22 protein-coding genes are annotated in these 23,186 nt (G+C 61.2%); all 22 read right to left on the bottom strand.

The genetic code is table 11. From position 1 onward, the window contains the following. Nucleotides 1-18: 18 nt before the first annotated feature. A complete protein-coding gene (gene fliM, locus B9N88_RS06420) occupies nucleotides 19-987 on the bottom strand; it encodes a flagellar motor switch protein FliM (RefSeq protein ID WP_027603859.1) in 969 nt (322 codons plus the stop codon). A gap of 9 nt (nucleotides 988-996) precedes the next feature. Next, entirely contained in the window at nucleotides 997-1,497 is a 501-nt protein-coding gene (gene fliL, locus B9N88_RS06415; RefSeq protein WP_027603858.1) for a flagellar basal body-associated protein FliL, read from the bottom strand. Nucleotides 1,498-1,789: 292 nt separating this feature from the next. Continuing rightward, on the bottom strand, nucleotides 1,790-3,127 hold the full coding sequence (locus B9N88_RS06410; protein WP_027603857.1) for a flagellar hook-length control protein FliK: 1,338 nt from the start codon (nucleotides 3,125-3,127) through the stop codon (nucleotides 1,790-1,792). Between the two features lie 86 nt (nucleotides 3,128-3,213). Further along, nucleotides 3,214-3,558, bottom strand: coding sequence for an Hpt domain-containing protein (locus tag B9N88_RS06405; protein ID WP_027603856.1), 345 nt, complete (start codon nucleotides 3,556-3,558; stop codon nucleotides 3,214-3,216). A 30-nt stretch (nucleotides 3,559-3,588) separates the two neighbouring features. Then, entirely contained in the window at nucleotides 3,589-5,307 is a 1,719-nt protein-coding gene (locus tag B9N88_RS06400) for an ATP-binding SpoIIE family protein phosphatase (protein WP_027603855.1), read from the bottom strand. Continuing rightward, nucleotides 5,304-5,609 (bottom strand): STAS domain-containing protein, encoded by a 306-nt coding sequence (locus tag B9N88_RS06395; RefSeq protein WP_027603854.1) that lies wholly within the window; start codon nucleotides 5,607-5,609, stop codon nucleotides 5,304-5,306. The genes B9N88_RS06400 and B9N88_RS06395 overlap by 4 nt, the downstream gene beginning before the upstream one ends. 95 nt (nucleotides 5,610-5,704) lie before the next feature. Then, entirely contained in the window at nucleotides 5,705-6,154 is a 450-nt protein-coding gene (gene fliJ, locus B9N88_RS06390; RefSeq protein ID WP_027603853.1) for a flagellar export protein FliJ, read from the bottom strand. A 3-nt stretch (nucleotides 6,155-6,157) separates the two neighbouring features. Next, nucleotides 6,158-7,516 (bottom strand): flagellar protein export ATPase FliI, encoded by a 1,359-nt coding sequence (gene fliI, locus B9N88_RS06385; RefSeq protein WP_027603852.1) that lies wholly within the window; start codon nucleotides 7,514-7,516, stop codon nucleotides 6,158-6,160. Beyond that, a complete protein-coding gene (gene fliH, locus B9N88_RS06380; protein WP_027603851.1) occupies nucleotides 7,506-8,270 on the bottom strand; it encodes a flagellar assembly protein FliH in 765 nt (254 codons plus the stop codon). The genes fliI and fliH overlap by 11 nt, the downstream gene beginning before the upstream one ends. Before the next feature lie 10 nt (nucleotides 8,271-8,280). Next, the gene (gene fliG / locus B9N88_RS06375) at nucleotides 8,281-9,297 is read right to left on the bottom strand and encodes a flagellar motor switch protein FliG (RefSeq protein ID WP_017527617.1); all 1,017 of its coding nucleotides are present in this window, start codon (nucleotides 9,295-9,297) and stop codon (nucleotides 8,281-8,283) included. Beyond that, on the bottom strand, nucleotides 9,290-11,068 hold the full coding sequence (fliF, locus tag B9N88_RS06370) for a flagellar basal-body MS-ring/collar protein FliF (protein WP_027603850.1): 1,779 nt from the start codon (nucleotides 11,066-11,068) through the stop codon (nucleotides 9,290-9,292). The genes fliG and fliF overlap by 8 nt, the downstream gene beginning before the upstream one ends. A gap of 16 nt (nucleotides 11,069-11,084) precedes the next feature. Then, nucleotides 11,085-11,414: a flagellar hook-basal body complex protein FliE gene (gene fliE / locus B9N88_RS06365; RefSeq protein ID WP_010208741.1), complete on the bottom strand. Its 330-nt coding sequence runs from the start codon at nucleotides 11,412-11,414 to the stop codon at nucleotides 11,085-11,087. 128 nt (nucleotides 11,415-11,542) lie between these two features. Continuing rightward, a complete protein-coding gene (locus B9N88_RS06360) occupies nucleotides 11,543-12,919 on the bottom strand; it encodes a sigma-54-dependent transcriptional regulator (RefSeq protein WP_027603849.1) in 1,377 nt (458 codons plus the stop codon). A gap of 4 nt (nucleotides 12,920-12,923) precedes the next feature. After that, entirely contained in the window at nucleotides 12,924-14,135 is a 1,212-nt protein-coding gene (locus B9N88_RS06355) for a sensor histidine kinase (protein WP_027603848.1), read from the bottom strand. A 110-nt stretch (nucleotides 14,136-14,245) separates the two neighbouring features. Next, complete coding sequence (locus tag B9N88_RS06350) at nucleotides 14,246-15,721, bottom strand: sigma-54 dependent transcriptional regulator (protein ID WP_027603847.1); 1,476 nt, start codon at nucleotides 15,719-15,721, stop codon at nucleotides 14,246-14,248. 168 nt (nucleotides 15,722-15,889) lie between these two features. Continuing rightward, nucleotides 15,890-16,186 carry a flagellar protein FliT gene (gene fliT / locus B9N88_RS06345; RefSeq protein ID WP_027603846.1) on the bottom strand — a complete coding sequence of 99 codons (297 nt, stop codon included), beginning with the start codon at nucleotides 16,184-16,186 and terminating at the stop codon, nucleotides 15,890-15,892. Nucleotides 16,187-16,227: 41 nt separating this feature from the next. Beyond that, nucleotides 16,228-16,632: a flagellar export chaperone FliS gene (gene fliS / locus B9N88_RS06340; protein ID WP_027603845.1), complete on the bottom strand. Its 405-nt coding sequence runs from the start codon at nucleotides 16,630-16,632 to the stop codon at nucleotides 16,228-16,230. A 140-nt stretch (nucleotides 16,633-16,772) separates the two neighbouring features. After that, nucleotides 16,773-18,164 (bottom strand): flagellar filament capping protein FliD, encoded by a 1,392-nt coding sequence (gene fliD / locus B9N88_RS06335; RefSeq protein WP_027603844.1) that lies wholly within the window; start codon nucleotides 18,162-18,164, stop codon nucleotides 16,773-16,775. Nucleotides 18,165-18,244: 80 nt separating this feature from the next. Continuing rightward, on the bottom strand, nucleotides 18,245-18,598 hold the full coding sequence (locus B9N88_RS06330) for a flagellar protein FlaG (protein WP_027603843.1): 354 nt from the start codon (nucleotides 18,596-18,598) through the stop codon (nucleotides 18,245-18,247). A 74-nt stretch (nucleotides 18,599-18,672) separates the two neighbouring features. Continuing rightward, entirely contained in the window at nucleotides 18,673-20,097 is a 1,425-nt protein-coding gene (locus B9N88_RS06325; protein WP_027603842.1) for a flagellin N-terminal helical domain-containing protein, read from the bottom strand. 274 nt (nucleotides 20,098-20,371) lie between these two features. After that, nucleotides 20,372-21,301, bottom strand: coding sequence for a ketoacyl-ACP synthase III (locus B9N88_RS06320; RefSeq protein ID WP_027603841.1), 930 nt, complete (start codon nucleotides 21,299-21,301; stop codon nucleotides 20,372-20,374). A gap of 274 nt (nucleotides 21,302-21,575) precedes the next feature. Then, a complete protein-coding gene (locus tag B9N88_RS06315) occupies nucleotides 21,576-23,177 on the bottom strand; it encodes a flagellar hook-associated protein 3 (protein ID WP_027603840.1) in 1,602 nt (533 codons plus the stop codon). Between the last annotated feature and the right edge of the window lie 9 nt (nucleotides 23,178-23,186).

Below are 23,186 nucleotides of genomic sequence, written 5' to 3'. Positions count from 1 at the left end.
AACATTCATAAATAGGGATCAGCGACGGTTGATCGGCTCAACCACTTGCAAAGCGAGGTTGCCCTTGTGGGACCCCAGCTTGACCTTGAACGACGGCACGCCGTTGGCGCGCATGATCATTTCGTCCGGCAATTCGACCGGGATAATGTCCCCCGGCTGCATGTGCAAAATATCCCGCAGGCGCAACTGGCGCCGGGCCACGGTAGCGCTCAGCGGCACGTCGACATCCAGCAGGTCTTCGCGCAGGGCCTTGACCCAGCGTTCGTCCTGGTCGTCCAGGTCGGACTGGAAGCCGGCGTCGAGCATTTCGCGCACCGGCTCGATCATCGAATACGGCATGGTCACGTGCAGGTCGCCGCCACCGCCATCGAGCTCGATGTGGAACGTGGACACCACAATGGCCTCGCTCGGCCCGACGATGTTGGCCATGGCCGGGTTCACTTCCGAGTTGATGTACTCGAAATTGACTTCCATGATCGCCTGCCAGGCTTCCTTCAAGTCAATGAAGGCCTGCTCCAGCACCATGCGCACCACGCGCAATTCGGTAGGGGTGAATTCACGGCCTTCGATCTTGGCGTGACGGCCGTCACCGCCGAAGAAGTTGTCCACCAGCTTGAACACCAGCTTGGCGTCGAGGATGAACAGCGCGGTACCGCGCAATGGCTTGATCTTGACCAGGTTGAGGCTGGTGGGCACGTACAGCGAGTGCACGTACTCGCCGAACTTCATCACTTGCACGCCGCCCACCGCCACGTCCGCCGAGCGGCGCAGCATGTTGAACATGCTGATCCGGGTGTAACGGGCGAAACGTTCGTTGATCATCTCAAGGGTCGGCATGCGTCCACGGACGATGCGATCCTGGCTGGTCAGGTCATAACTTTTGACGCTGCCGGGCTCGGCAGCCATTTCAGTCTGTACCAGACCGTCGTCGACGCCATGCAACAGCGCGTCGATTTCATCCTGGGACAGCAGGTCCTGCACGGCCATGGGGTGATCCTACTGCAATACGAAATTAGTGAAGAGCGCCTGCTCGATCACGACTTTGCCGAGCTCCTTCTGGGCCACTTCCTGCACGCTGGCAGTGACCTTCTGGCGCAGCATTTCCTGGCCCACCGGGGTGGCCAGGGTGTCGAAACTCTGCCCGGAGAACAGCATCACCAGGTTGTTGCGGATCACCGGCATATGCACCTTGAGGGCATCCAGGTCCGACTGGTTACGCGCCAGCAAAGTGATGCTCACCTGCAGGTAGCGTTGACGACCGTTCTGGTTGAAGTTGGCGACAAAGGCCGGAAGCATCGGCTCGAAGATTGCCGGTTGCTTGGCGTTAGTGGCGGTTTCGGCGGCAGGTGCCGGCTTGCTGGCACTGCTGTGCATGATGTACCAGGTGCCGCCCACCGAGGCGCCGATGGCCAGGAGCAGGCCCACGACAATCATCAGGATAAGCTTGAGCTTGCCTTTGCCTGCGGGTGCTTTTGCTGCGTCGTCGCTCTTCGCCATGCCAATAATCCGTCACTATTCGGGGATTCATAGATCTACGGAAAGGCAAGAGCAAGTGTTATGCCAGAGTTGTCTGGCTGAACGCAGACAGAGGAACGCCATAAAAAAATGTGGAAAGGGGGGGCTGTGGTGGGTGGGCTTGTTCACCGACAATGGGACTGCTGCGCAGTCCAGCGCGGGGCAAGCCCGCTCACCACAGCAAGCCCGCTCACCACAGCAAGCCAGCTCACCACAGCAAGCCTACCCACCACAGCAAGTCCGCTCCCACATTTTGTCCTATGCCAGACTCACATCAGGCGTAGTAGTCGACGGCGCTGGAGCCGATCACCGTCGAAGTCACGGGCGCCACGGCTTCGGCCACTTCAATGTGGCTGCCGCTGTCGCCGCTGTCGCCACCCCGCCCGCTGCGACTAACGCCCCCCGTCTGCGCCTGCTGTTGCTGCTGCTCCTGGCCACGGGACTGGTCGGACACGTTCACATCCACCTGGCCCATGCCCTGCTGGGCGAACATCTCGCGCAAGCGACCGGACTGGCTTTCCAGGGCTTCACGCACCACCGGGTGGGCGCTCATGAAGTTGACCTGGGCCTGCTGGTCGGCGGTCATGTTGACCTTGATGTCCAGGCGCCCGAGCTCAGCCGGTTGCAACTGGATCTCCGCCGACTTGAGGTTGGCGCTGGAGAGGTACATCACACGGTTGACGATCTCGTCGGTCCAGCCGCTCTGGTGCATGGCCAGCGGCGCATTCGTCACCGGCGGCAAGGCATTCGCGGTTTTCGGCGTGGCCGCCTGGGTCAATGCGGCCAGGCGGTTGGCGAAGTCATCGACGCGGGTGTCGCTGCTGGCCTCTTTCAAGTCCTTGAGGCCGCCTTCGATCAAGCCGCTGAAGGCCTTGTCGCCACCCTGGTCCGTACTGTCCTTGGTGGCTTGCTGGTCGACCATAGTGGCCAGGCCGGCGGCAAAGTTCTGGGCGGCGGTTGGCTGGTCCTGGGTGGTCGTCGGGGCGGTTTTGGCCGGTGCCTGGCTGCTGGCCGACACGTGCCCGCCCTGCTCCATTGCCAGGCGTACGGCCGGCATGGCGTCCAGGGGATCGGCCTCAGGGTCGAAGGCCGGCGTGGCGTCCTCGGTCGCTGCGATTGGCGCCGCAACCACGGGTGCGGCCTTGTCATCCTTGGCAGCGGCTGCGGGGACCGGGGTTTCCACCGGCACCGGCACCACCACTGGGGTGACCGTGGCAATCAATGCCGGGTCGACCACCGGGTCCACGGGAGGCTGCTGCGCCAGGGCCGGATCCACAGGTGCAGCGTCATCCTTGCTGGCAGTGTCGTCGGACGATGCCGCAGGCTTGGCAGGCAAGGTATTGCCGCTATCGGCAACCGCTGGCGTGGCGGCGGCAGGTTTGTCGTTGCCCGCCGCAGGCTTGGCGCTGGCATCGACAGGCTTGTCCCGCGTGGGCTTGGCCGAGTTGTCATCAGCCTTGACCGTGGGTTTGGAACCCTGGCTGGCGAACACCTGAGCGAAGCCTGGGCCCTTGTCCCGTGGGTCCGCAGCCACTGCCGGTGGATTGACGGCAGGCGCTTGAGGCTTGGCCGCAGGGGCAGCCTGGAGAAGCGAATTCGGGGCGACTGGCATAGGTAAAGGTCTCCACTGCATGGGGATCGGGGATGCAGTATCAGGAGGTAGAGCAAGAGTCGGGCCAGGTTTTCACACGGATGGAATCAAATCTGGAACCGCTGCCGCTCCGACTCATACATCGGCTTCACCAAGGCAAACTCATGATCGATCTGGTCCACCAGCGCCCCCAGGTCCGCCGCGGCCTCAGCGGACTCCGCCTCCAAGCGCTGGCACAGGTGCGCCAACCGCACTGCCCCGAGGTTGCCACTGCTGCCTTTGAAGCTATGGGCGATACGCCCCAGTGCCTTGGCGTCGTCCCGCGCCTTGCGCAACGCTTCGACGCGTTTCTGGGAGTCATCGAGGAAGGTATCGAGCAGCTTGGGATACTCGCCTTCCATGACCTCCTGCAAACCCGACAACACGTCCGTGTCCATATGAATCTCAGCCACTTGCTCGCTCCTTGATCAAGAATCGGCGGATTATGCCAGAACCCCCCAGCAAAACTCTACGCAGACACTGCGTCCGCCGTCGGACCAGCGCACCTGGCTGCTGAGTTGACGCACCAGGCTCAGGCCTCGACCGGACAGGCCGTCGATGTCCAGCGGCCGGGCCAGCACCTGCTCCACGTCAAACCCTGGCCCACTGTCTTCAAGGCGCAGGGTCATCTTGCCGCCCGCCTCGGTGGGCACCACCTGCACATGCACGCGCACATAGCCACTGCTCAACTGCGCCAGGCGGTCATTGCGCTGGCGGTAATACTCGGCAAAACCCTGGGCATCGCGCTTGAGCCGCGAGTCCAGGCCCAGCACGCCATGTTCCAGCGCATTGGAATACAACTCGGCCATGACGCTGTAGAGCGCCCCGCTCTGCTCGCGCAGCCCCTGGATCTCCAGCAGCAGTTGCAGCAGGTAGGGCAAGGGGTTGTAACGCTTGAGGGTTTCGGCCCGAAATTCGAAACTCACCGACCAATCGAGCGGGCATGTCTGGCCGCTGTCGGCATACAGCAGCCCGGTCGCACGCAGCGGCTGCCCGGGTTGCAGGATGATTTCCACCAGACTGACATCGTCCCGCGCCTCCCCGCGAAAAGCCGCCAGGGCGCGCTCGATGTCGTCGAAGAGCCGGTCGGGCTCACGGTTGGCGGCAAACACCTGCTGCAAGCGCTCGACGCCAAACAGCTGGTCATTGGCGTCGGCGGTGTCCAGCACACCATCGGAGAGCAGGAACACGCGGTCACCCAGCGCCATGGGCCAGACCTCGGTGCGATCATCAAACGCCTCCGCCGACAGCACCCCCAACGGCAAATGCCGCGGCTGCAGCGGCGTGCGCCTGCCGCTGGCGACTTCATGCACATAGCCTTCGGGCATGCCGCCGTTCCACACCTCCACCACCCGCCGCTGCGTGCTCAGGCACAGCAGGGTGGCGCAGCAGAACATGTCCACCGGCAGGATGCGCTTGAGCTTGGCATTCATCTCCCGCAGGATCTGCGCCAGGCCGTAGCCCTTGGCAGTCATGCCGTAGAACACTTCCGCCAGGGGCATGGCGCCCACCGCCGCCGGCAGGCCATGGCCGGTGAAATCGCCGAGCAGCACGTGCATGTCGCCCGACGGCGTATACGCCGCCAGCAGCAGGTCGCCGTTGAACAGCGCATAGGGCGATTGCAGGTAGCGGATATTCGGCGCCGCGTTAATGCAGCCGGAATGGGCGACTTTATCGAACACCGCCTTGGCCACCCGCTGCTCATGCAGCAAGTGGTCATGGTGCCGGGCGATCTGGTCGCGCTGCTGCAGCATCGTCGCCTGCAGCCGGCGCAGGCGGTCCATGGCGTTGATCTTGGCCGCCAGGATCAACTGGTTATAGGGCTTGGGCAGGAAATCATCGCCGCCGGCATCCAGGCACTCGGCCAGGGCGGCACTCTCGCGCAGGGACGTGAGGAAGATGATCGGCACCAGCTCCTCCCCCGCCAACTGCTTGATCCACCGCGCGGCGGTCAGGCCATCCATCACGGGCATGATCGCGTCCATCAACACCAGTTGCGGACGCTCGCGCGCGAATAGCTCAACGGCCTCCTCGCCATTGGTTGCAGTGAGCACCTGGTGCCCCTGGCGTCGCACAATGGTCGACAGCAACAGCAGGTCGGCGGCACTGTCTTCGGCGATCAGGATCGTCAGCGGCTCAACCGCGGGGGCCAGGGCGCTCAATTGATGTCGAACAATTTGTCGAAGTTGGAGATGGCGAGGATCTTGCGCACATCGGAGTTGGTGTTGATCACCTGGACCTCCGACTCCTCGCCGCCGGCATGGTCCCTCAACAGCAGGAGCATGCCCAGGGCCGAACTGTCCATGTAAGTGGTTTCCTTCAGGTCGACCACATACGACTCAGGCACCTTGTAGAAACGCTCGTAAGCCTCACGAAACGCCTGGTGGCTGCTGAAATCGAACCGACCCTTGATTGCGATCGTCAACTTCTTCCCGTCCAGGGATACTTCTGACTCAATTGACATGCGACTGCTTCCTTGTCATAGGCATAGACACAAGGTGTAGCAGGCGAATGGGATACCAGCAACACAGCAGATCAAATGTGGCAGGCGGGCAACCGTCAGTATTGTGATTGGCGCGGCAGGCGCTGGGACAATTCGTCGAGCAATTTCTGCTCGCGCTTGTCTTCCAATGCCCGCGCTTCGTCGATGTAGCGCTGCACCAGTTTGCGCAGGCCCTCGACGCGGGCGAAGGCTTGCTGCCAGCTCTCGCGGGCCTTGTCGAGGTTGTTCTGGTGCCAGGCCAGGCTTTGGCGCTGCTGGCCGACGGCCGTCTCGAGCTGATTGAGAAAGCCCTGGTAACCCATCAGCCATTGCCCCGACACACCTTGGGTGCCGCGTTCGATCCATTGCTGCTGGTACTCGCCACGAAAACGCTCCAGGTCGCCCAGCTTGCTTTCCGCCAAGCGCACCTGGCCCTGGAAATACCCCAGGCGCTGGACCGCGGTTTTCTCGGCCTTTTCGGCCATGTCGACCACCGGGGCCAGGCGCGCAGCGCGGCTGTTGGCCATGGCTTAGCCGCCCGGCGCAGGAGCGAAGATCGAACCCAGGTGCGCTTCGCTTTCACCCATGCTGATCTTGTCGTTGAGGCCCTGGCGCAAGTAGGTCACCAACTGCGGTTGCAGGGCGATCGCCAGGTCGGTGTCGCGGTCGCCGCCGGCCACGTAGGCACCGACGCTGATCAAGTCGCGGCTCTGTTGATAACGCGACCACAGCTGCTTGAACTGCTGCGCGCGGGCCATATGCTCCGGCGTGACCACCGCCGGCATGACCCGGCTGATGGACGCTTCGATGTCGATGGCCGGGTAGTGCCCCTCCTCCGCCAGACGCCGCGACAGCACGATGTGGCCGTCGAGCACACCCCGCGCCGAGTCGGCGATGGGATCCTGCTGGTCATCGCCTTCGGACAATACGGTGTAGAACGCGGTGATCGAGCCGCCACCGGCCTCGGCATTACCGGCGCGCTCCACCAGTTTGGGCAGCTTGGCGAACACCGACGGCGGATAGCCCTTGGTGGCCGGGGGCTCGCCGATGGCCAGGGCGATTTCCCGCTGGGCCTGGGCGAAACGGGTGAGCGAGTCCATCAGCAACAGGACGTTCTTGCCCTTGTCGCGAAAATATTCGGCGATGCGTGTGCAGTACATGGCCGCGCGCAGACGCATCAGCGGTGCATCGTCCGCCGGCGACGCAACGACGACCGAACGCTTGAGGCCTTCTTCGCCGAGGCTGTGTTCGATGAACTCCTTCACCTCGCGGCCCCGCTCGCCGATCAGGCCCACCACGATGATGTCGGCCTCGGTAAAGCGCGTCATCATGCCGAGCAACACCGACTTACCCACCCCCGTACCCGCGAACAGGCCCAGACGCTGGCCGCGGCCGACCGTCAATAAACCGTTGATGCTGCGAATCCCCACGTCCAGCGGCACACTGATGGGGTTGCGGTTGAGCGGGTTGATGGTGGGGCCGTCCATCGGCACCCAGTCTTCGGCTTTCATGCCGCCCTTGCCGTCCAGTGCGCGACCGGCGCCGTCCAGCACCCGGCCGAGCATGCTCATGCCCATGGGCAGGCGGCCGGTGTCGGCCAGGGGCACCACACGGGCGCCGGGGGCGATGCCGGCCAGGCTGCCGACGGGCATGAGGAAAATCTTGTTGCCGGAAAAACCCATCACTTCGGCTTCGACCTGCACCGGATGGTAGCTGTCGTCGTTGATCACCATGCAGCGGCTGCCCATGGCGGCCCGCAGGCCCTCGGCTTCGAGGGTCAGGCCGACCATGCGCAACAGGCGCCCTTCGAGGATTGGCTGGCCGGGCAATTCGGTGGCCTCGGCATAGCCGCCCAGGCGCTTGGCGAAGCTGGTGCGATCAAGGCGCATCGGGGGCGTCCAGGTCCACGCTCAGGTCCGGTTCGGCCGGGTTCAGCGCCTGCTCGTGTTGTTGATCAAGCAGCTTGGCCATGATCTGGCTGATGCGGGTTTCCACCGTGGCATCGATGCGGCTGTGCTCGGTCTCGACCCGGCAACCGCCGGGCTGCAGCGCCGCATCTTCGACGATGCGCCAGGTTTCTTCATGGCGCTCGCGCATCGCTTTGACCTGTTCGAAGTCCTGCGGGTTGATGTACAGCCGCACATTACCGACGCCCAGGGGCAGCAACTTGAGGGCTTCGCGCATCACGCTTTCGATCTGGCTGGAATCCAGCACCAGTTCGCGCTGGATCACCTGGCGGGTGATGTGCTGTACCAGGCCGACCATGGATTTTTCGATCTGCGAATCCTGCTCGGCGATGGGCGCGAACAGGTTGCCCATCAGGCGCTCCAGGCTGGCCAGCTTGACGCTCAGCGCCGCCTCGGCCTCCTGGCGCACCTTGAGGGTAGTGCTGCGAAAACCGTCTTTCTCGCCAGCGGCGAAGCCTTCGTTGTAGGCCTCCTGACGGATGCTTTCCAACTCTTCCAGGGTCAGTGGCTGGACTTCCTCCAGCGGCACTTCTTCCATTTCCACCGGCGGCTCTTCGACCGGTTCCGGCTCGGGCTCGGGCACATGCGGATCGAAGCTGGGCAACGACCAGATGTCGAACCCACCGACGTCCCGTGCGCGAATCAGATCGCTGGGCGCCTCATCTTTGTTCGACATGGGGAGCGCCTTAGATCATTTCTTCGCCGCCCTTCCCACCGAGAACGATTTCTCCGGCTTCGGCCATACGGCGGGCAATGGTGAGGATTTCTTTCTGCGCGGTTTCCACGTCGCTGACGCGCACCGGACCCTTGGCTTCCAGGTCGTCGCGCAACAGCTCGGAGGCACGCTTGGACATGTTCTTGAAGATCTTCTCCTTGACGCCTTCGTCCGAGCCCTTGAGGGCCAGTACCAGCACGTCGGAGGACACTTCGCGCAGCAACGCCTGGATGCCACGGTCGTCGACATCGGAGAGGTTGTTGAACACGAACATGAGGTCTTCGATCTGGCCGGACAGGGTGTCGTCGATCTCGCGGATCGAGTCCATCAACTGGCCTTCGACCGAGCTGTCGAGGAAGTTCATGATGTCGGCCGCGCGCTTGATACCACCCAGGGTGGTGCGCGAGGCGTTCGAGTTGCCCGAGAACTGTTTCTCGAGAATCGTGTTGAGTTCCTTCAGGGCCGCCGGCTGCACGGTGTTCAGCGACGACACGCGCAGGATGATGTCCAGGCGCACCTTATGGTCGAAGTGGCCGAGGACTTCACCGGCCTGGTCCGGGTCGAGGTAGGCCACCACGATTGCCTGGATCTGCGGGTGCTCGTAGCGGATCACGTCGGCGACCGCGCGCGGTTCCATCCACTTGAGGCTGTCCAGGCCACTGGTGTTGCCGCCCAGCAGGATGCGGTCGATCAGGCCGTTGGCCTTGTCTTCGCCCAGGGCCGAGGTGAGCATCTTGCGGATGTAGCTGTCGGAGCCGACGCCCAGGCTGGTCTGGTCGCCGACGATCTCGACGAACTCGCTCATCACCTGTTCGACTTGCTCGCGGTGCACATTGCGCATTTGCGCCATGGCCACGCCCACCCGCTGGACCTCTTTGGGGCCCATGTGGCGCAGCACTTGGGCGGCGTCGGTTTCCCCCAGGGACAGCAGCAGGACTGCGGCTTTGTCGACCCGGGAGAGCTTGGCAACAGCGGCTCGATCACTCATCTGCGTTAATCCACTCTTTCACGACCTGGGCCACACGGCCCGGGTCTTCTGCTACCAGACTTTTGATTGCGTTCAACTGCGCGTCATAGCCTTCGCTCGGGCTCGGCAACAGGATGCTTTGCGGGCCGCCGAGGCTGACGCGGTCGTTGGCCAGTTCGCCGTCCAGGCCGCCCATTCCACCCAACTCGACATCGCTGCCACCGAAGGCCGCCAGTTGTTTCTTGCCGTTGCCGGTGATGTTGTTGAGCACCGGGCGCAGCACGCCGAACACCAGCACCAGGATGAACAACACACCCAGCACTTGCTTGACGATGTCCCAGAACCACGGCTGGGTGTAGAACGCCGCTTCGGCGATCACTTCGCCACGCTCGGCGGAGAACGGCATGTTGATCACGCTGACGCTGTCACCCCGACTGGCGTCAAAACCAACGGCGTCCTGCACCAGGCGTGTGAAGCGCGCCAATTCGTCGGCGCTCCACGGTGCACGCGTTACAGCACCGTCAGCGGCGTTGACCTTGACCTGGTCATCCACCACCACCGACACCGACAGGCGATTGACGCGACCCTGCTGCTGCTTGGTGTGGCTGATGGAACGGTCGAGTTCGAAGTTCTTGGTGGACTGGTTACGCTTGTCCGCCGGGTACGGCGCGAGCATCGGCTGGCCGGTGGCCGGGTCCATGATCTGCTGGCCGTTGGCATCCAACAATGGCTGGCCAGGCTGGATCGCGCCCGCGGTGGCTGCGGCGCCACCGGTGGTTTGCGGCGCCGAAGCCGGGGCCGGCGGCTGGTTGCTCAGGGCACCGGGCACACCTTGCGGGCCATTGCTGGCGGTACGTTGTTCGCTGGTCGATTGCTCACTGCGCAGGGCCGGCTGGTCCGGGTTGAACTGCTCGGAGGTCGACTCGACGGCGCTGAAGTCCACGTCGGCAGACACTTCCGCCTTGTAGCGGTCATTGCCCAGCACCGGTTGCAGGATGTTGTGCACACGCTGGGTGAGCATGCTTTCCATGCGGCGGCTGTAGTCGAACTGCTTGCCGGCCTGGGTCAGCGCGGAGTTTTCGGCCATGTCGGAGAGCAGGTTGCCCTTCTGGTCGACCACGGTGATCTGCGACTTGCTCAGTTCGGGAACGCTGGTGGCCACCAGGTTGATGATCGCCATGACCTGGCCAGGCTCCAGGGAGCGGCCGGAAAACAGTTCGACCAATACCGACGCACTTGGCTTGCGCTCATCGCGCACAAACACCGAGCTTTTCGGAATCGCCAGGTGCACGCGGGCACCCTTGACGTTGTTCAGGCTGGAAATGGTGCGCGCCAGCTCGCCTTCAAGGCCACGACGGTAGCGGGTGGCTTCCATGAACTGGCTGGTCCCCAGGCCCTGGTCCTTGTCGAGGATCTCGAAACCGATATTGCTGTCGGACGGGGTCACGCCGGCGGCAGCCAGCTTCATGCGCGCACGGGCCACATCGTCGGCCTTGACCAGCAGGGCGCCGGAGTTGGGCTCCACGGTGTAGGCAATGTCGGCGGCGGCGAGGGTTTCCATGATCTGCTTGGAATCCATGCCCGCCAGGCTGCCGTACAACGGCCGGTAATCGGGTTGCTGCGACCACAACACCACGGCGAAACCAATCGCCACGCTGGCAGCCAGGCCGACCATCAGGCCCACCTGACGCAGCATGGTCATTTCCGAGAGGTTTTCCAGGAACGACAGGCCAAACAGCGGCGGCTTGCCGTCTGTCTTGGCGGGTACGTTGTCGGAGACTGCTTCTGCCATGACTTAAATCTCGCCCTTAAACCGGCATCTGCATGATGTCTTGATAGGCCTGAACCAGCTTGTTACGCACTTGGGTCAGGGCCTGGAAGGAAACGCTGGCCTTTTGCGAGGCGACCATCACATCGGTGAGGTCCACGCCGCTTTTGCCGATCTCGAACGCATTGGCCAACTGGCTGGAAGCTTGCTGGGTATCACTGACTTTGTTGATGGCCTGGCCGAGCATGTCGGCAAAGCTGCTTTGGCCCAATTCCGGCGCTGGCGCGACGGATTTCGGTTGAGCCATGGCATCCATCTGCATGGCGCGCATATCCAACATCAACCGATTGAACTCAATACCCTGGCTCATGACCTTCTCTCTCCAACCTGCAATTTTTTGACACTACGCAGCGATTACTAGGGGAGGTAGCAACAAGGGTGCCAGATCCGCATCAGCTCGTAAGAAAAGGCGACAAACATTGTCGACCTTCTTACCGGTTACGTGGCGAATAGATACGCTTCCACATCCATTCCGGCGTCACGCATCTGCGCCAGCTTGTAGCGCAGGGTGCGCGGGCTGATGCCCAGGCGCTCGGCGGCCTCTTTGCGCCGACCGCGCTCGGCGCGCAGGGTGTCGATGATCATCTGGAATTCGCGGCGACGCAGGTCGTCGCCCAGGGCACCGGCAGACTCAGCCTCTGCAACCACCGGCGCGGGCGCCAACGAGGGCAATGGCGCCGCACCAGTGCCCATGGCCAGGCAGAAATCCTGGGGCTGGATCAGGCCGCCCTGCTGCAGGATCAGCGCGCGCTGGATGGCGTTATCCAATTCCCGCACGTTGCCGGGCCATGGATAACTGATCAGGCAGGCCTGGGCTTGCGCCGACAGCCGCGCCTGGGCGTGCTTCATTTTTTTGACGTGGTTGTTCAGCAGGCGCTCGGCCAGCGGAATGATATCTGCCGGGCGTTCACGCAGCGGGCGCCAGGCCAGGGGGAACACCGAAAGCCGATAGAACAGGTCTTCCCGGAAGCGCCCCGCCGCCACTTCGCCGGCGAGGTCACGATTGGTGGTGGCGACCACACGGATGTCCAACTGGATCGGCTTGCGCGCACCCACCCGCTCCACTTCGCGCTCTTGCAGCACCCGCAGCAACTTGGCTTGCAGGCCCAGGGGCATTTCCGAGATCTCATCCAGCAAAATCGTGCCGCCATCGGCCTGTTCGAACTTGCCCGCCTGGGCCGCGATGGCCCCGGTGAACGAACCTTTTTCATGACCGAACAGGGTGGCTTCAAGCATGTTGTCGGGGATCGCCGCGCAGTTGATGGCGATAAACGGTTGCTGGGCGCGGGTCGACTGCTGGTGGATATAACGGGCCAGCACCTCTTTACCGGTGCCGGACTCGCCGGAGATCAGCACGGTGGAGTCACTGCGCGCCACACGGGCTGCCAACTCGAGCAATTGTGCACTGGCCGGCTCGAAGGCGATCGGGCCCTCGCCTTCGTTGGCCGGGATTACCCCCAGGGCGTGACGGGCCACCAGTTCGATCAGGGCTTTAGGCTCGAAGGGCTTGACCAGGTAATCCGCGGCGCCCTGACGCATCGCGTCCACGGCACGTTCCACCGCACCGTGGGCGGTCATCAGCAACACCGGCAGCTGCGGCTGGCGCGCACGCAGCAGGCCGAGCAACTGGTGGCCGTCCATGCCGGGCATGTTCACGTCGCTGACCACCAGGCTGAAGGCTTCCTGCTCCACCGCGTCCAAGGCGTCCTCGGCAGAACCGACCGCCCGGTAGTCATGGCCCGCCAACAACAGCGTGTCAGCCAATGCTTCACGCAGGGCGCGATCGTCTTCCACCAACAGAACCTTGATAGCCATATCCTTACTCCGCGCTTGCCGCGCATGAAAACAGCGGCAAGGTCATCAATGCACAGGTGCCACGCCCAACGCGGGAATGCAGCTGCAATTCTCCCTGATGGGCACGCGCCACCGCCTTGACCACGGTCAGGCCCAGGCCCGTACCGTTGGCCTTGGTGGTGAAAAAGGGTTCACCCAGGCGCTTGAGCACCACCGGGTCGATGCCGCTGCCGCTGTCGCTGATGCACAGGCGCAGGGTTTGTCCGCGGTTGTACAGGTGCACCTTGAGCCGCGCGCCGGGGCCGCTGGCCTGGGTGGCGTTTTCGATCAGGTTGAGCAGCGAGCCCACCAGGGTATCGCGGTTGCAGAGCAGCTCGCCGAGGTGACTGTCGCACTGCCAGCGCACGTGCACGTCCTGGATATGGGCAGCGGCCGCCGCTTGCAGGGCCTGCATCAGCTGGGCCGGCGTCACGCGGTCGGTCAGCGGCAATTCGCCGCGGGCAAATACCAGCATGTCGCGGACCTGGTGCTCCAATTCATGCAGGCGCTCCTTCAGGCGCCCGGCAAAGCGCTGGTGCGTGGCGGCGGGCAATTGCTCATCAGTCAAATGACTGGCGTAGATCAACGCAGCCGACAACGGCGTACGGATCTGATGCGCCAACGAAGCGACCATCCGCCCCAACGAGGACAAACGCTCATGGCGCGCCAACTGGTCTTGCAGATGACGGGTTTCAGTCAGGTCGTTAAGCAGCACCAACTGGCCCGGCTCCGCATCCAGGGAACGGGTGGCGATGGACAGGCGGCGCCCGTCCTTCAGGGAGATTTCGTGGCCATCGTCCTCACGCGGCGCAAAGCAGCGGGTGATGACATGGCGCCACAGCTCGCCTTCCAGCGGCAGACCGAGCATGTCGCAGGCCGCCGGGTTGGCTTCACGCACGCGGCCTTCTTCATCGATGACGATCACGCCACCGGGCAACAGCGACAACAGGTTTTGCAGACGATTGGCCAGGCGCTCTTTCTCGGCCAACTCTTCCATGCGCTGGGCGCTGACCACGGCCAGTTCGCCTTTCAGCTCGGAGACCCGGGCTTCCAGCAGGCTGTAGGAGTCGGTCAGCTGGCTCGACATCTGGCTGAACTGCGAGAACGCCTGTTCAAGACCCTCGCGGGTCGGCGGCTCGACAGGCGGAACCAGCCCCTGGATGGCAGGGGCCGAAGATAGTTGGGCGGCGTGGGGCATGATGCTCTCTCGCTTGGCTGACCGTCAGTTAAACGGAACGTTGCGAGGGCTGTAGCAATAGTTGTGCCGAAAAAAAACCGCTGAAATATCAGCGGTTTGGAAAACAGGCGTCAATCATCTGCCTGTTCATCACCTTCTTTGCGGCTCATTCCGTACTTGCGCATCTTCTCCACCAGGGTGGTTCGACGGATGCGCAGGCGCTCGGCGGCACGGGCGACGATGCCGTTGGCGTCGTCCAAGGCCTGCTGGATCAACCCCTGCTCGAGGTTGCCGAGGTAGTCTTTCAAGTCCAGGCCTTCGGGCGGCAGCATGGCGGTGGAGCCGAAGTCCGGGGTGTGGCCGTTGATGGCAACCCGTTCTTCCATGTCGCTGCGCAGGCTGTCGACCAGTTGCTCATCTTCGTCGTCGACGTAGCGGAATTTCTTCGGCAGCTCGACCACGCCGATCACACCGTAGGGATGCATGATCGCCATGCGCTCCACCAGGTTGGCCAGCTCCCGGACGTTGCCCGGCCAGCCATGGCGGCACAGGGACATGATCGCGGCCGAGTTGAAGCGGATCGAACCGCGCTTTTCGTGCTCCATGCGCGAGATCAGTTCGTTCATCAGCAGCGGGATATCTTCCACGCGCTCACGCAGCGGGGCCATCTCGATCGGGAATACGTTGAGGCGGTAGTACAGGTCTTCGCGGAAGCTGCCGACCTCGATCATGCTTTCGAGGTTCTTGTGGGTCGCGGCGATGATGCGCACGTCGACGCTCTGGGTCTTGTTACTGCCCACGCGCTCGAAGGTGCGCTCCTGCAAGACGCGCAGCAGCTTGACCTGCATCGGCAACGGCATGTCGCCGATTTCGTCGAGGAACAGGGTGCCGCCGTTGGCCAGCTCGAAACGCCCGGCACGGCTGGTGATCGCCCCGGTAAAGGCGCCCTTCTCGTGGCCGAACAATTCGCTTTCGAGCAGCTCTGCCGGGATCGCTCCGCAGTTGACCGGCACAAAAGGCCCGTCGCGGCGCTTGGAGTGGTAGTGCAGGTTGCGCGCGACCACTTCCTTGCCGGTGCCCGACTCGCCGAGGATCAGCACGCTGGCGTCGGTATCGGCCACCTGCTGCATCATCTGGCGCACGTGCTGGATGGCACGGCTGGTGCCGACCAGGCTGCGGAACAGGTTGGGTTCGCGGTGGCGACCGCGCTCGCGGGCCTGGTCGTACATCTCGCGATAGACCTGGGCACGGTGCAGGGAATCGAGCAGTTTGCTGTAGCTGGGGGGCATTTCCAGGGTGGAAAGCACACGACGGCGCTGGTCTTCGGGCAGGTCGACAGAAGAAATATCGCCTATTAGCAACACCGGAAGGAACTCATCCCAGGTTGACAGTGTCTTTAACAAGCCCAAAACAGCGCCAGGAGCGTTTACCGTCCCGATCAGCACACAGATGACTTCACGGCTCGATGACAATGAGCTGACTACCTGCTGCCAGTCATGGCTGCCGCAGGGCAGATTTTCTTCGCCAAGAAAATTCAAAATCACCGCTAAATCGCGGCGGCGGACGCTATCGTCATCGATCAGCAGAATTTTGGTTTCACGCCACATGCAATAGCAACTTCCCTAGTAAAACGCTCTGCCCAGTGTAGGGGCAATCGAGACGGCCGTAAGACTTCTTACTTTATAGACGTCTGAAATCTGAAAACAGCACTAGTTAAGTCAAAAAAGCTGGCACGGTCAAATTTATGACGCGCCGTTCGGATTAACTGCGCCTGTTCAGCCGAACAAATGGTAAACCTTTGACGCGTTCTTCGCTTGGTTGATCTGCGACATCTCTTCAAAAATCGCCTGGCGCTCGCCCGTCGTCACCTCAAGCAACTGCTGGTATACCGCCAACAGGCTCTCAAGCTTTTCACGCAACGCATCCTCATCCACCGGCGCTTCGCTGAGCACCTCGTCGATCACGTTGCGACAGCCCATGTCCAGCTCGCCAATGGCGTCCCAGTTACGGTCTGCCAGCGCGCCGATCAGCGCTTCACGGGTTTCATCAATGCGTTGCAATGCTTGGCTCATGACGTATTCCTCAAGGCCCTCAGGCCCTTCTCTGCTGCGCCTTACTCGGTTGCAGCCTGTGGCACAGCGATGGCATCCCAGCCTTCTTTCACGGTAATCAGCAAACGGGCGACTTCGTCGATCATGTCGGCATCGTTATGCAGGTTCGCTTCCATCAGACGGTTGGTCATGTACGCATACAGACTTTCCAACTGCTGGACGTAAGCCGGGTTGTCACTCTTTTCAGCATTCAGGCCGTCGCGCAGGCCGATCACGATATCGATGGCCTTGCCCAGCATCAGGCCCTTCTGGGCGATGTCGCCACGCGCCAGCGCCCCCTTGGCCTGGGCCATACGGTCCAGCCCGCCTTCCATCAGCATCTGCACCAGGCGATGTGGGCTGGCTTCGGAGATCTGAGCATGGGAATTGACCTTCTGGTATTGGCGAAGGGCTCTCATGGGATTCATGTTTCTACCTCGTGACAGGCGACAGCGAAAAGGATTCTAGTAACCAATATGTCGACTGACCCGCAAAAAGCTTTAGGGCCAGTCGTACCCCGATAAAAAAAGCCAGGCAGTTTGCCTGGCCTTTTTGCATCAGCAGGGGATCAAGAATTGGTTTTGACGTTGTTCAACGCATTGAGTGTGGTCATGACACTGGTGCTTTGCTGACGCAATTGGGCGACCAGGGTGTCCATGGCGTTGTATTTGGCCGACAGGCTGCTGGTGAGCAGGGTCATGCGCTCGTCGAGCGTGGCTTGATCCTTGGTCAGATCCTTCAACGTGTTCGACAAGGAGGTAGAGCGCGTCGCCAGGATCCCGGTGCTTGCCTTGGCAAAGTCATCCGTGGCGCTTTTCATCCGCGCCAGCATGCCGTCTTTGCCACTGAACATACTGTTGATGTCGGCCCCGTTGGTTTTAACCGCCGCGTCCCACTTTTTGTCATCAATCGCCAGCAGACCAGTGGTCGAACTGGTGGTCACGCCGAACTGAGCCAGGGACTTGAAGGCCCCGTTGCCCGACAGCGCGTTGAACTCATTGCGGATCGTGCTCTGCAACGAACGCATGGTCGAGTCACCCGTCAACGCTGCCGCAGTGGTGCTGCCGTCCAGGTTCGTGGTGACCTTGGTTTCGGCGTTCATCGCTGTGATCAGGGCGTTGTAGGTGTCAATGAACCCCTTGACCCCGGACTTGAGCGCGGTGTTGTTGGTGCTGACGGTGATGAGCGTGGCGTTCTTTTCACCCTCACTGCCCGTTTTGTAAGTCGACGTAGCTACCAGCTTGATATCCACGCCACTAAGAGCACCAGTGATGGTGTTGGACTTGGACACAGACGCAACCCCATCAATGCTGTATTGCGCATCCTTGGGAGGATCAACGACCGTGGCGCCCACATCCAGCCCCGAGGTGCCAGACAGCGTGAGGTCCGAGCCCGTCCCCATATTGGTAGAGGTCAGGATCAATCGAGAACCGTTGGAATCGGTCTGGATGTTGGCACTCAGCCCCGACGTGCCAAACTGCGTATTGATCGAGTCACGTACCTGCTGCAGGGTCGCGCCGGCTGGAACGCTGAGGTCGTAAGCCTTGCCGGACTGACTGATGGTCAACGTGGTCGGCTTATCCGTCGCGTTGACAACCGTCGAAGTGCCACCGCTGAAGATCTTGCTCGACAGCTTGGACGCCTGGGCCAACTGGTCGACGATCAACCGGAAGCTGCCGTTCGAGGCCGTATTGCTGGCCGTCATGGTCGCGGTCTTTTCATCCGACGACGAACCGCTCAAACCGGTGAAGCTGCTGTCCTTGGACATGGTGTCCAGGGCGTTACGAAACGCATCCAGCGCTGCCTGAACCTTGCCGATCGAAGACAGCGTGGTGGTCGCTTTCGCGGACGCGGTATTGATCTGCGTCTGCTTGGGCACCTTTTCGGCGTTAACCAAGGATGTCACGATCGCTTGCGTATCGATATTCGAACCGATACCACTTACCGTTGAACCCGCCATCATCTATCTCCTGTTCGGTGGCTGCCGTTATCTTGACTTATTACGCCTCAAGCCACGACAGCAACAAGTTTCATGCCAGCTCAGACTTTGTCGTCAAACAACAGGTTGCTTGCGCTGGAAAGGTTCTGTGCCAGCTTCAATGCCGTTTCCGACGGGATCTGGCGAATCACTTCACCACTGTCGGTGGCGATGACCTTGACCACCACACGGTGGGTGGAGTCATCAATGGAAAAGTCCAGTTTGCGCTGGGCCGCTTGTACGAATTCGCGAATATCAGTGACTGCTTTTTCCAGGTCGGCACGCTCAGGCTCTTTGCCTGTGGCCGGTGTTTCCTGGACTTTGGTGACGCTTTTGTCAGTTGCTGCTATCGGTGCAGGCGCGCTTTTAGGTGCAACCGGCGGATAAGACTGGTTCAGCTTTACACTCATGTCCATGTCCAATCTCCTCTAAACCGAAAAAACGGAAGGGCACGTAGACGCGCCCTTCCGTTAGTTACCAAGCGCTGGAATTACTGAAGCAGCTTCAGTACAGCGGATGGCAGCTGGTTAGCCTGCGACAGGATCGCGGTGGAGGCCGATTGCAGGGTTTGTTGCTTGGTCAGTTCGGCGGTTTCGGAAGCGAAGTCGACGTCCTGAACGGTGGAACGTGCAGCGGTGGAGTTCTTCTGAATGTTCTGCAGGTTGTCTGCAGTGGTAGTCAGACGGTTCTGAGTAGCACCCAGGCCCGAACGAACGCCGTCAATGGTGCCGATGGCCTTGTCGATAACAGCCAGCGCGTTTTGAGCGTTGGTAGCATCGGTCACGTCGGTGTTAGAGATAGTGGTCTTGGTCGACGAAACGGTAGCAGCCGAGAACAAGTCCGATACACCAGTACCAGCGTCGCTCAGGGAGTAGCCTTTAGCCGAATCCAGGGAAACCTGACCGGTCACAACGATTGCAGCAGCACCCAGAGCAGCCGGGGTGGCGAATGCGCCAGCGCCGTCTTTAGCGCCAACCAGGATGTTGGTCTGGGCGTTGGCATCAGCACCCGAGAACGACAGGTTTTCGCCGGAGTCCGACTTAACCGACAGGGTTTTGTTGGATTCGTCGTAGTTAACGCTGATGCCCAGTTTGGCAGCGTTCGATTTCAGCTGGTCAGCCAGGCCGGCCAGGTCCTTCACGCCGACGAAATCAACAGCATTACCGCTACCTACAGCCAGTTTGAAGTTCGACGGAGTGGCAGCGCCTACTTCCAGTTTGACTTCAGTGCTGGCGGTAGCGGTCAGGCCACCGATCGAACCGTTCAGGCCCGCAGCGATGTCTTTAGCCGAAGCGCCTGCAGCGTAAGTTACGGTTTTGGTCTGACCGTTGCCGGTAACAGTGATGTCGCCGCCAGCCAGGCCAGTTGCGCTAGGCACGATGGCCTTGGTTTTGATCTGCTGCGAACCAATGTTGTTGGCTGCAACGTTTTCCAGGCTCAGGTTGATGGTTTCGTTAGCGTTAGCGCCAACCTGGATGGCTTTGGTACCGTACGAACCGTCCAGCAGCTTCTGGCCACCGAAAGTAGTGGTTTGCGAGATACGGGTCAGTTCCGAAGTCAGGGCCTGGTATTCGTCGTTGTTCGACTTACGGTCGTCAGCGCTGAGGGAGCCAGTCGCGGAAGACAGAGCCAGGGTACGCATTTTTTGCAGGATGTCGGTCGAAGCCTGCATCGCGCCTTCAGCGGTCTGAGCGATGGAGATACCGTCGTTCACGTTTTTTACTGCTTGGCCCAGGCCGTTGATTTGGCTGGTCAGGCGGTTAGCGATCTGCAGGCCGGCTGCGTCGTCTTTAGCGCTGTTGATACGCAGGCCGGAAGACAGGCGCTGCATGGAGGTGGCCAGGGCGCCGCCGGCTTTGTTCAGGTTGCCCTGAGTAGTGATCGAAGCAATGTTGGTGTTTACTGTTAAAGCCATGACGAAATCCTCGTTGGATGGATACTGCGGCTTCCGGCCCTGGCAACCGCCGGGTGTGGCCTGAGAACCTACGTAATAGTTATCGTCGTGGTAGCCGGTTGCTTGAGGATTTTTTTTGATTTTTTTAATGGCGCCGTGCCACCCCTTGTAATTCAAGGGCTTACGACGGCCAAAAACCCATATTTCATTGGGTTTTCTGGCGCCAAATAAAAAACGCCGATGCTCTTTCGAGCATCGGCGTTTGCTTTTACGCAGAAAGCAGTCTATCGAAGCGTCACGGACGATAGAGAATCGCCGACCCCCACGACAGGCCCACGCCAAAACCGCTGATTGCTACGCGCTTCCAGGTGGCGTCCATCACATGCTTTTCCAGCAGCAACGGAATGCTCGAAGACACGGTGTTGCCGGTCTCGACCATGTCCTTGATGAACTTCTCCACCGGCGCATCTTCGAAACGCCGGGCCACGGCGTCGACAATCGCCGCACTGCCCTGGTGAATGCAGAACGCATCTATGTCATCGGCCGCAAGGTCCGACTCGTCGAGCAGCTCGTGCAAATGCGCGGGCACCTTGAGCAAGGCGAAGTTGAACACCTGGCGACCGTTCATGAAGAACACGCCATCGCTGACCTTGAGATGCGGTGCGCCGGAACCGTCGGTGCCGAACTTGGACTTGCCCAGCAACCACGGCGCGTCTTCGCCCATCCAGGTGGCGGTGGCGGCATCGCCGAACAGCATGGTGGTGTTGCGGTCTTCCGGGTCGACGATCTTCGAATACGGGTCGGCGGTGACCAACAGGCCGTTTTTCAGGCCGGTGGCTTCCATGAAGCCCTTCATCGCGTAGATGCCGTAGACGTAGCCGGAGCAGCCCAGGGAAATATCAAACGCCGCCACGTGGGTGGGCAGGCCGAGTTTGTCCTGGACGATCGCGGCCGTGTGGGGCAAACCCTCTTCATCGCCGTTCTGGGTGACGACGATCAGGGCATCGATGGACTCGCGCTTCAAATCCGGGTTGTTGGCAAACAAAGCGTTGACCGCCTCGACACACAGGTCGGAGGTTTCCTGCGCGACTTCCTTGCGCGGCAGGAACGCCGAACCGATCTTGCCGATGATGAATTCTTCATCCTTGGCGAACTTGGCACCCTGGGCGTAGTTATCGATCCCGTCTGCCGGCACGTAACTGGCGATGCTTTTTATGCCAATCATTGTGGCTTCCCAATACTAAATAGCTGGAGAACACCCCAGACGTGGCCTGGAGTGCTGACAATAAAGGGGATAACCCCATAAAAATCTCGCTGAAAGCCGCCCCGCAAGGACCCTGTGACGACTTATCCTTTTCACACGATACAGTGAAGATGCGCTTTATGACTCACAGGTCACTCAATTGTGTGTGCTTTGTGCAAAACCTTCAAACAATTAAGTCCCAGAAACGGCAGCGGCCCGCCCTGTTTCCAGAGCGGGCCGCTTGACTTGACGCCACTTACATCTTGTTGAACAGGCTCAACTGCGAGACTTTCACGAAAGCCAGCTGCGAGGCCTCCAGCATGGTTTGCTGCAGGGTCAGGTTGATCGCTGCCTCGCCCATGTCAATGTTGGCCAGGTCACTCATCGTGGTCTTGTTGGCCAGGCCGACACTGGTGTTTTCACTGGACTGCACCGTGAGTGCATTCTGTCGCGCACCGATGGAGCCACGCACGTTGTCCACCTGGTCGGCCGAGTTGGTCAGGTTACTGACCGCGGCGTTCAGGGCGTCCTGAAGCTTGACCCGCGCACCGGGAATACCATCCGCCGGCTGTTCCAGGGCCTGGCGCAGCTGGCTCAGGGTGTCGAGGGCATTCTGGGTTTTCTGGGTGGTGTTGCCGACCGAAAACTGATCGCCGGTGTTCGGCGTACCGCTCAACTCGAAGGTGACACCCGCGGCGGTGATCGTGTCCTTGGCTGGCGGCGTACCGCTGACGATCACGCCATTATCGACAATCGGCTTGCTGTCGGGGGTATACGGCTGGGCATACACCTTATAAGCAGTCGGGTCGACATCGTCGAACTTGATCAGTACGCCGCTGTTGGGAAACGTACTGGAGTAGTCGGCTGCACTGCTGACGCGGGCATTGGTCAGTTGCGCCGCCGAAGTGTTGCTTGCGGTGCGAGAGACATTGAACGCGTCCGGCTTGGCGGCCAGGGTGAACTCACGCCCTGCGACCAACGCATCGGCATCCGGCCCGGTGGCCACGCCGGTGAGGTCCGCGGTGATATCGAATTTGACCCCGCGCACATTGATACTGGCGCTGCCTTCCTTGGTGGAGTCGAACGTACCATTACCTGGAAGCTGCGAAGTAATGTCGTTGTTGTCCTTGTCGGTCACAACGTACTGCGTGCTACTGGTAAAGGTCACCTTATAGGGCTGGCCGTCGGCAAACTGCTTGGTGTAATCGATGCCCGACGTTACCAGGCCTGCCGAGATCGCGACCTTGTGGTCATCCACCGTTGCAGGCGTCGTGTAGGTGGCTTGGGTGCGGCTGGTGTTGACCGCGCCTTCCAGGATGGTCTTGCCCGTATCGCTGGTGCGCACCTTCAGCGTCTCGGAAACCTGCAGGCTCAGCTCGTTTTCGTCGCCTTGATAGCTATAAGTACCATCATTGTTGCGCGAATACGGCGGCGTATCGGTCTTGGAACCGGAGAACAGATAGTTGCCCGCCGCATCCTTGCTGTTAAGCAAACCCAACAGCTGATTTTCAAGCGCGCCCACCTCGACCGAGATGGACTTGCGGTCAGCATCACTGGTCACGCCACCCGCACGCAGCGCCAACTGGCTGCCGGCCTGGATCGTTGTATTGATCGCCTCCAGCACGCTTTCTTCGTTCGTCAGGGTATTTTGAATGCTGGTGATATTGCCGCTGTACTGGGCGAGCATGTCTTTTTGCTGTTGCAGCATCAGCAAGCGCTGGGCGGCAACCGGATCATCCGAAGCGGTCTGTACACGCACGCCGGAGCTCGCCTGTTCCTGGGCCTTCACAACGCTGGAATAGTTGTTCTGATACTTGACGGCACTGGTGTCGTAATACTGCTGTGTAGAAATGCGCATCGTCCCAGA

The sequence above is a fragment of the Pseudomonas sp. LAMO17WK12:I1 genome, assembly GCF_900177315.1.
In the GTDB taxonomy this organism is placed as follows: Bacteria; Pseudomonadota; Gammaproteobacteria; order Pseudomonadales; family Pseudomonadaceae; genus Aquipseudomonas; species Aquipseudomonas marginalis.
The sequence above is the reverse complement of the archived record's forward strand: the minus strand, read 5'-3'. Positions and strand labels throughout refer to the sequence as shown.

Excerpts from the sequence above, each read along its gene's own strand:
- fliM (WP_027603859.1), bottom strand. The coding sequence starts at position 987 with ATGGCCGTGCAGGACCTGCTGTCCCAGGATGAAATCGACGCGCTGTTG.
- fliL (WP_027603858.1), bottom strand. The coding sequence starts at position 1,497 with ATGGCGAAGAGCGACGACGCAGCAAAAGCACCCGCAGGCAAAGGCAAG.
- B9N88_RS06410 (WP_027603857.1), bottom strand. The coding sequence starts at position 3,127 with ATGCCAGTCGCCCCGAATTCGCTTCTCCAGGCTGCCCCTGCGGCCAAG.
- B9N88_RS06395 (WP_027603854.1), bottom strand. The coding sequence starts at position 5,609 with ATGTCAATTGAGTCAGAAGTATCCCTGGACGGGAAGAAGTTGACGATC.
- fliJ (WP_027603853.1), bottom strand. The coding sequence starts at position 6,154 with ATGGCCAACAGCCGCGCTGCGCGCCTGGCCCCGGTGGTCGACATGGCC.
- fliI (WP_027603852.1), bottom strand. The coding sequence starts at position 7,516 with ATGCGCCTTGATCGCACCAGCTTCGCCAAGCGCCTGGGCGGCTATGCC.
- fliH (WP_027603851.1), bottom strand. The coding sequence starts at position 8,270 with ATGTCGAACAAAGATGAGGCGCCCAGCGATCTGATTCGCGCACGGGAC.
- fliG (WP_017527617.1), bottom strand. The coding sequence starts at position 9,297 with ATGAGTGATCGAGCCGCTGTTGCCAAGCTCTCCCGGGTCGACAAAGCC.
- fliF (WP_027603850.1), bottom strand. The coding sequence starts at position 11,068 with ATGGCAGAAGCAGTCTCCGACAACGTACCCGCCAAGACAGACGGCAAG.
- fliE (WP_010208741.1), bottom strand. The coding sequence starts at position 11,414 with ATGAGCCAGGGTATTGAGTTCAATCGGTTGATGTTGGATATGCGCGCC.
- B9N88_RS06360 (WP_027603849.1), bottom strand. The coding sequence starts at position 12,919 with ATGGCTATCAAGGTTCTGTTGGTGGAAGACGATCGCGCCCTGCGTGAA.
- B9N88_RS06355 (WP_027603848.1), bottom strand. The coding sequence starts at position 14,135 with ATGCCCCACGCCGCCCAACTATCTTCGGCCCCTGCCATCCAGGGGCTG.
- B9N88_RS06350 (WP_027603847.1), bottom strand. The coding sequence starts at position 15,721 with ATGTGGCGTGAAACCAAAATTCTGCTGATCGATGACGATAGCGTCCGC.
- fliT (WP_027603846.1), bottom strand. The coding sequence starts at position 16,186 with ATGAGCCAAGCATTGCAACGCATTGATGAAACCCGTGAAGCGCTGATC.
- fliS (WP_027603845.1), bottom strand. The coding sequence starts at position 16,632 with ATGAATCCCATGAGAGCCCTTCGCCAATACCAGAAGGTCAATTCCCAT.
- fliD (WP_027603844.1), bottom strand. The coding sequence starts at position 18,164 with ATGGCGGGTTCAACGGTAAGTGGTATCGGTTCGAATATCGATACGCAA.
- B9N88_RS06330 (WP_027603843.1), bottom strand. The coding sequence starts at position 18,598 with ATGGACATGAGTGTAAAGCTGAACCAGTCTTATCCGCCGGTTGCACCT.
- B9N88_RS06325 (WP_027603842.1), bottom strand. The coding sequence starts at position 20,097 with ATGGCTTTAACAGTAAACACCAACATTGCTTCGATCACTACTCAGGGC.
- B9N88_RS06320 (WP_027603841.1), bottom strand. The coding sequence starts at position 21,301 with ATGATTGGCATAAAAAGCATCGCCAGTTACGTGCCGGCAGACGGGATC.
- B9N88_RS06315 (WP_027603840.1), bottom strand. The coding sequence starts at position 23,177 with ATGCGCATTTCTACACAGCAGTATTACGACACCAGTGCCGTCAAGTAT.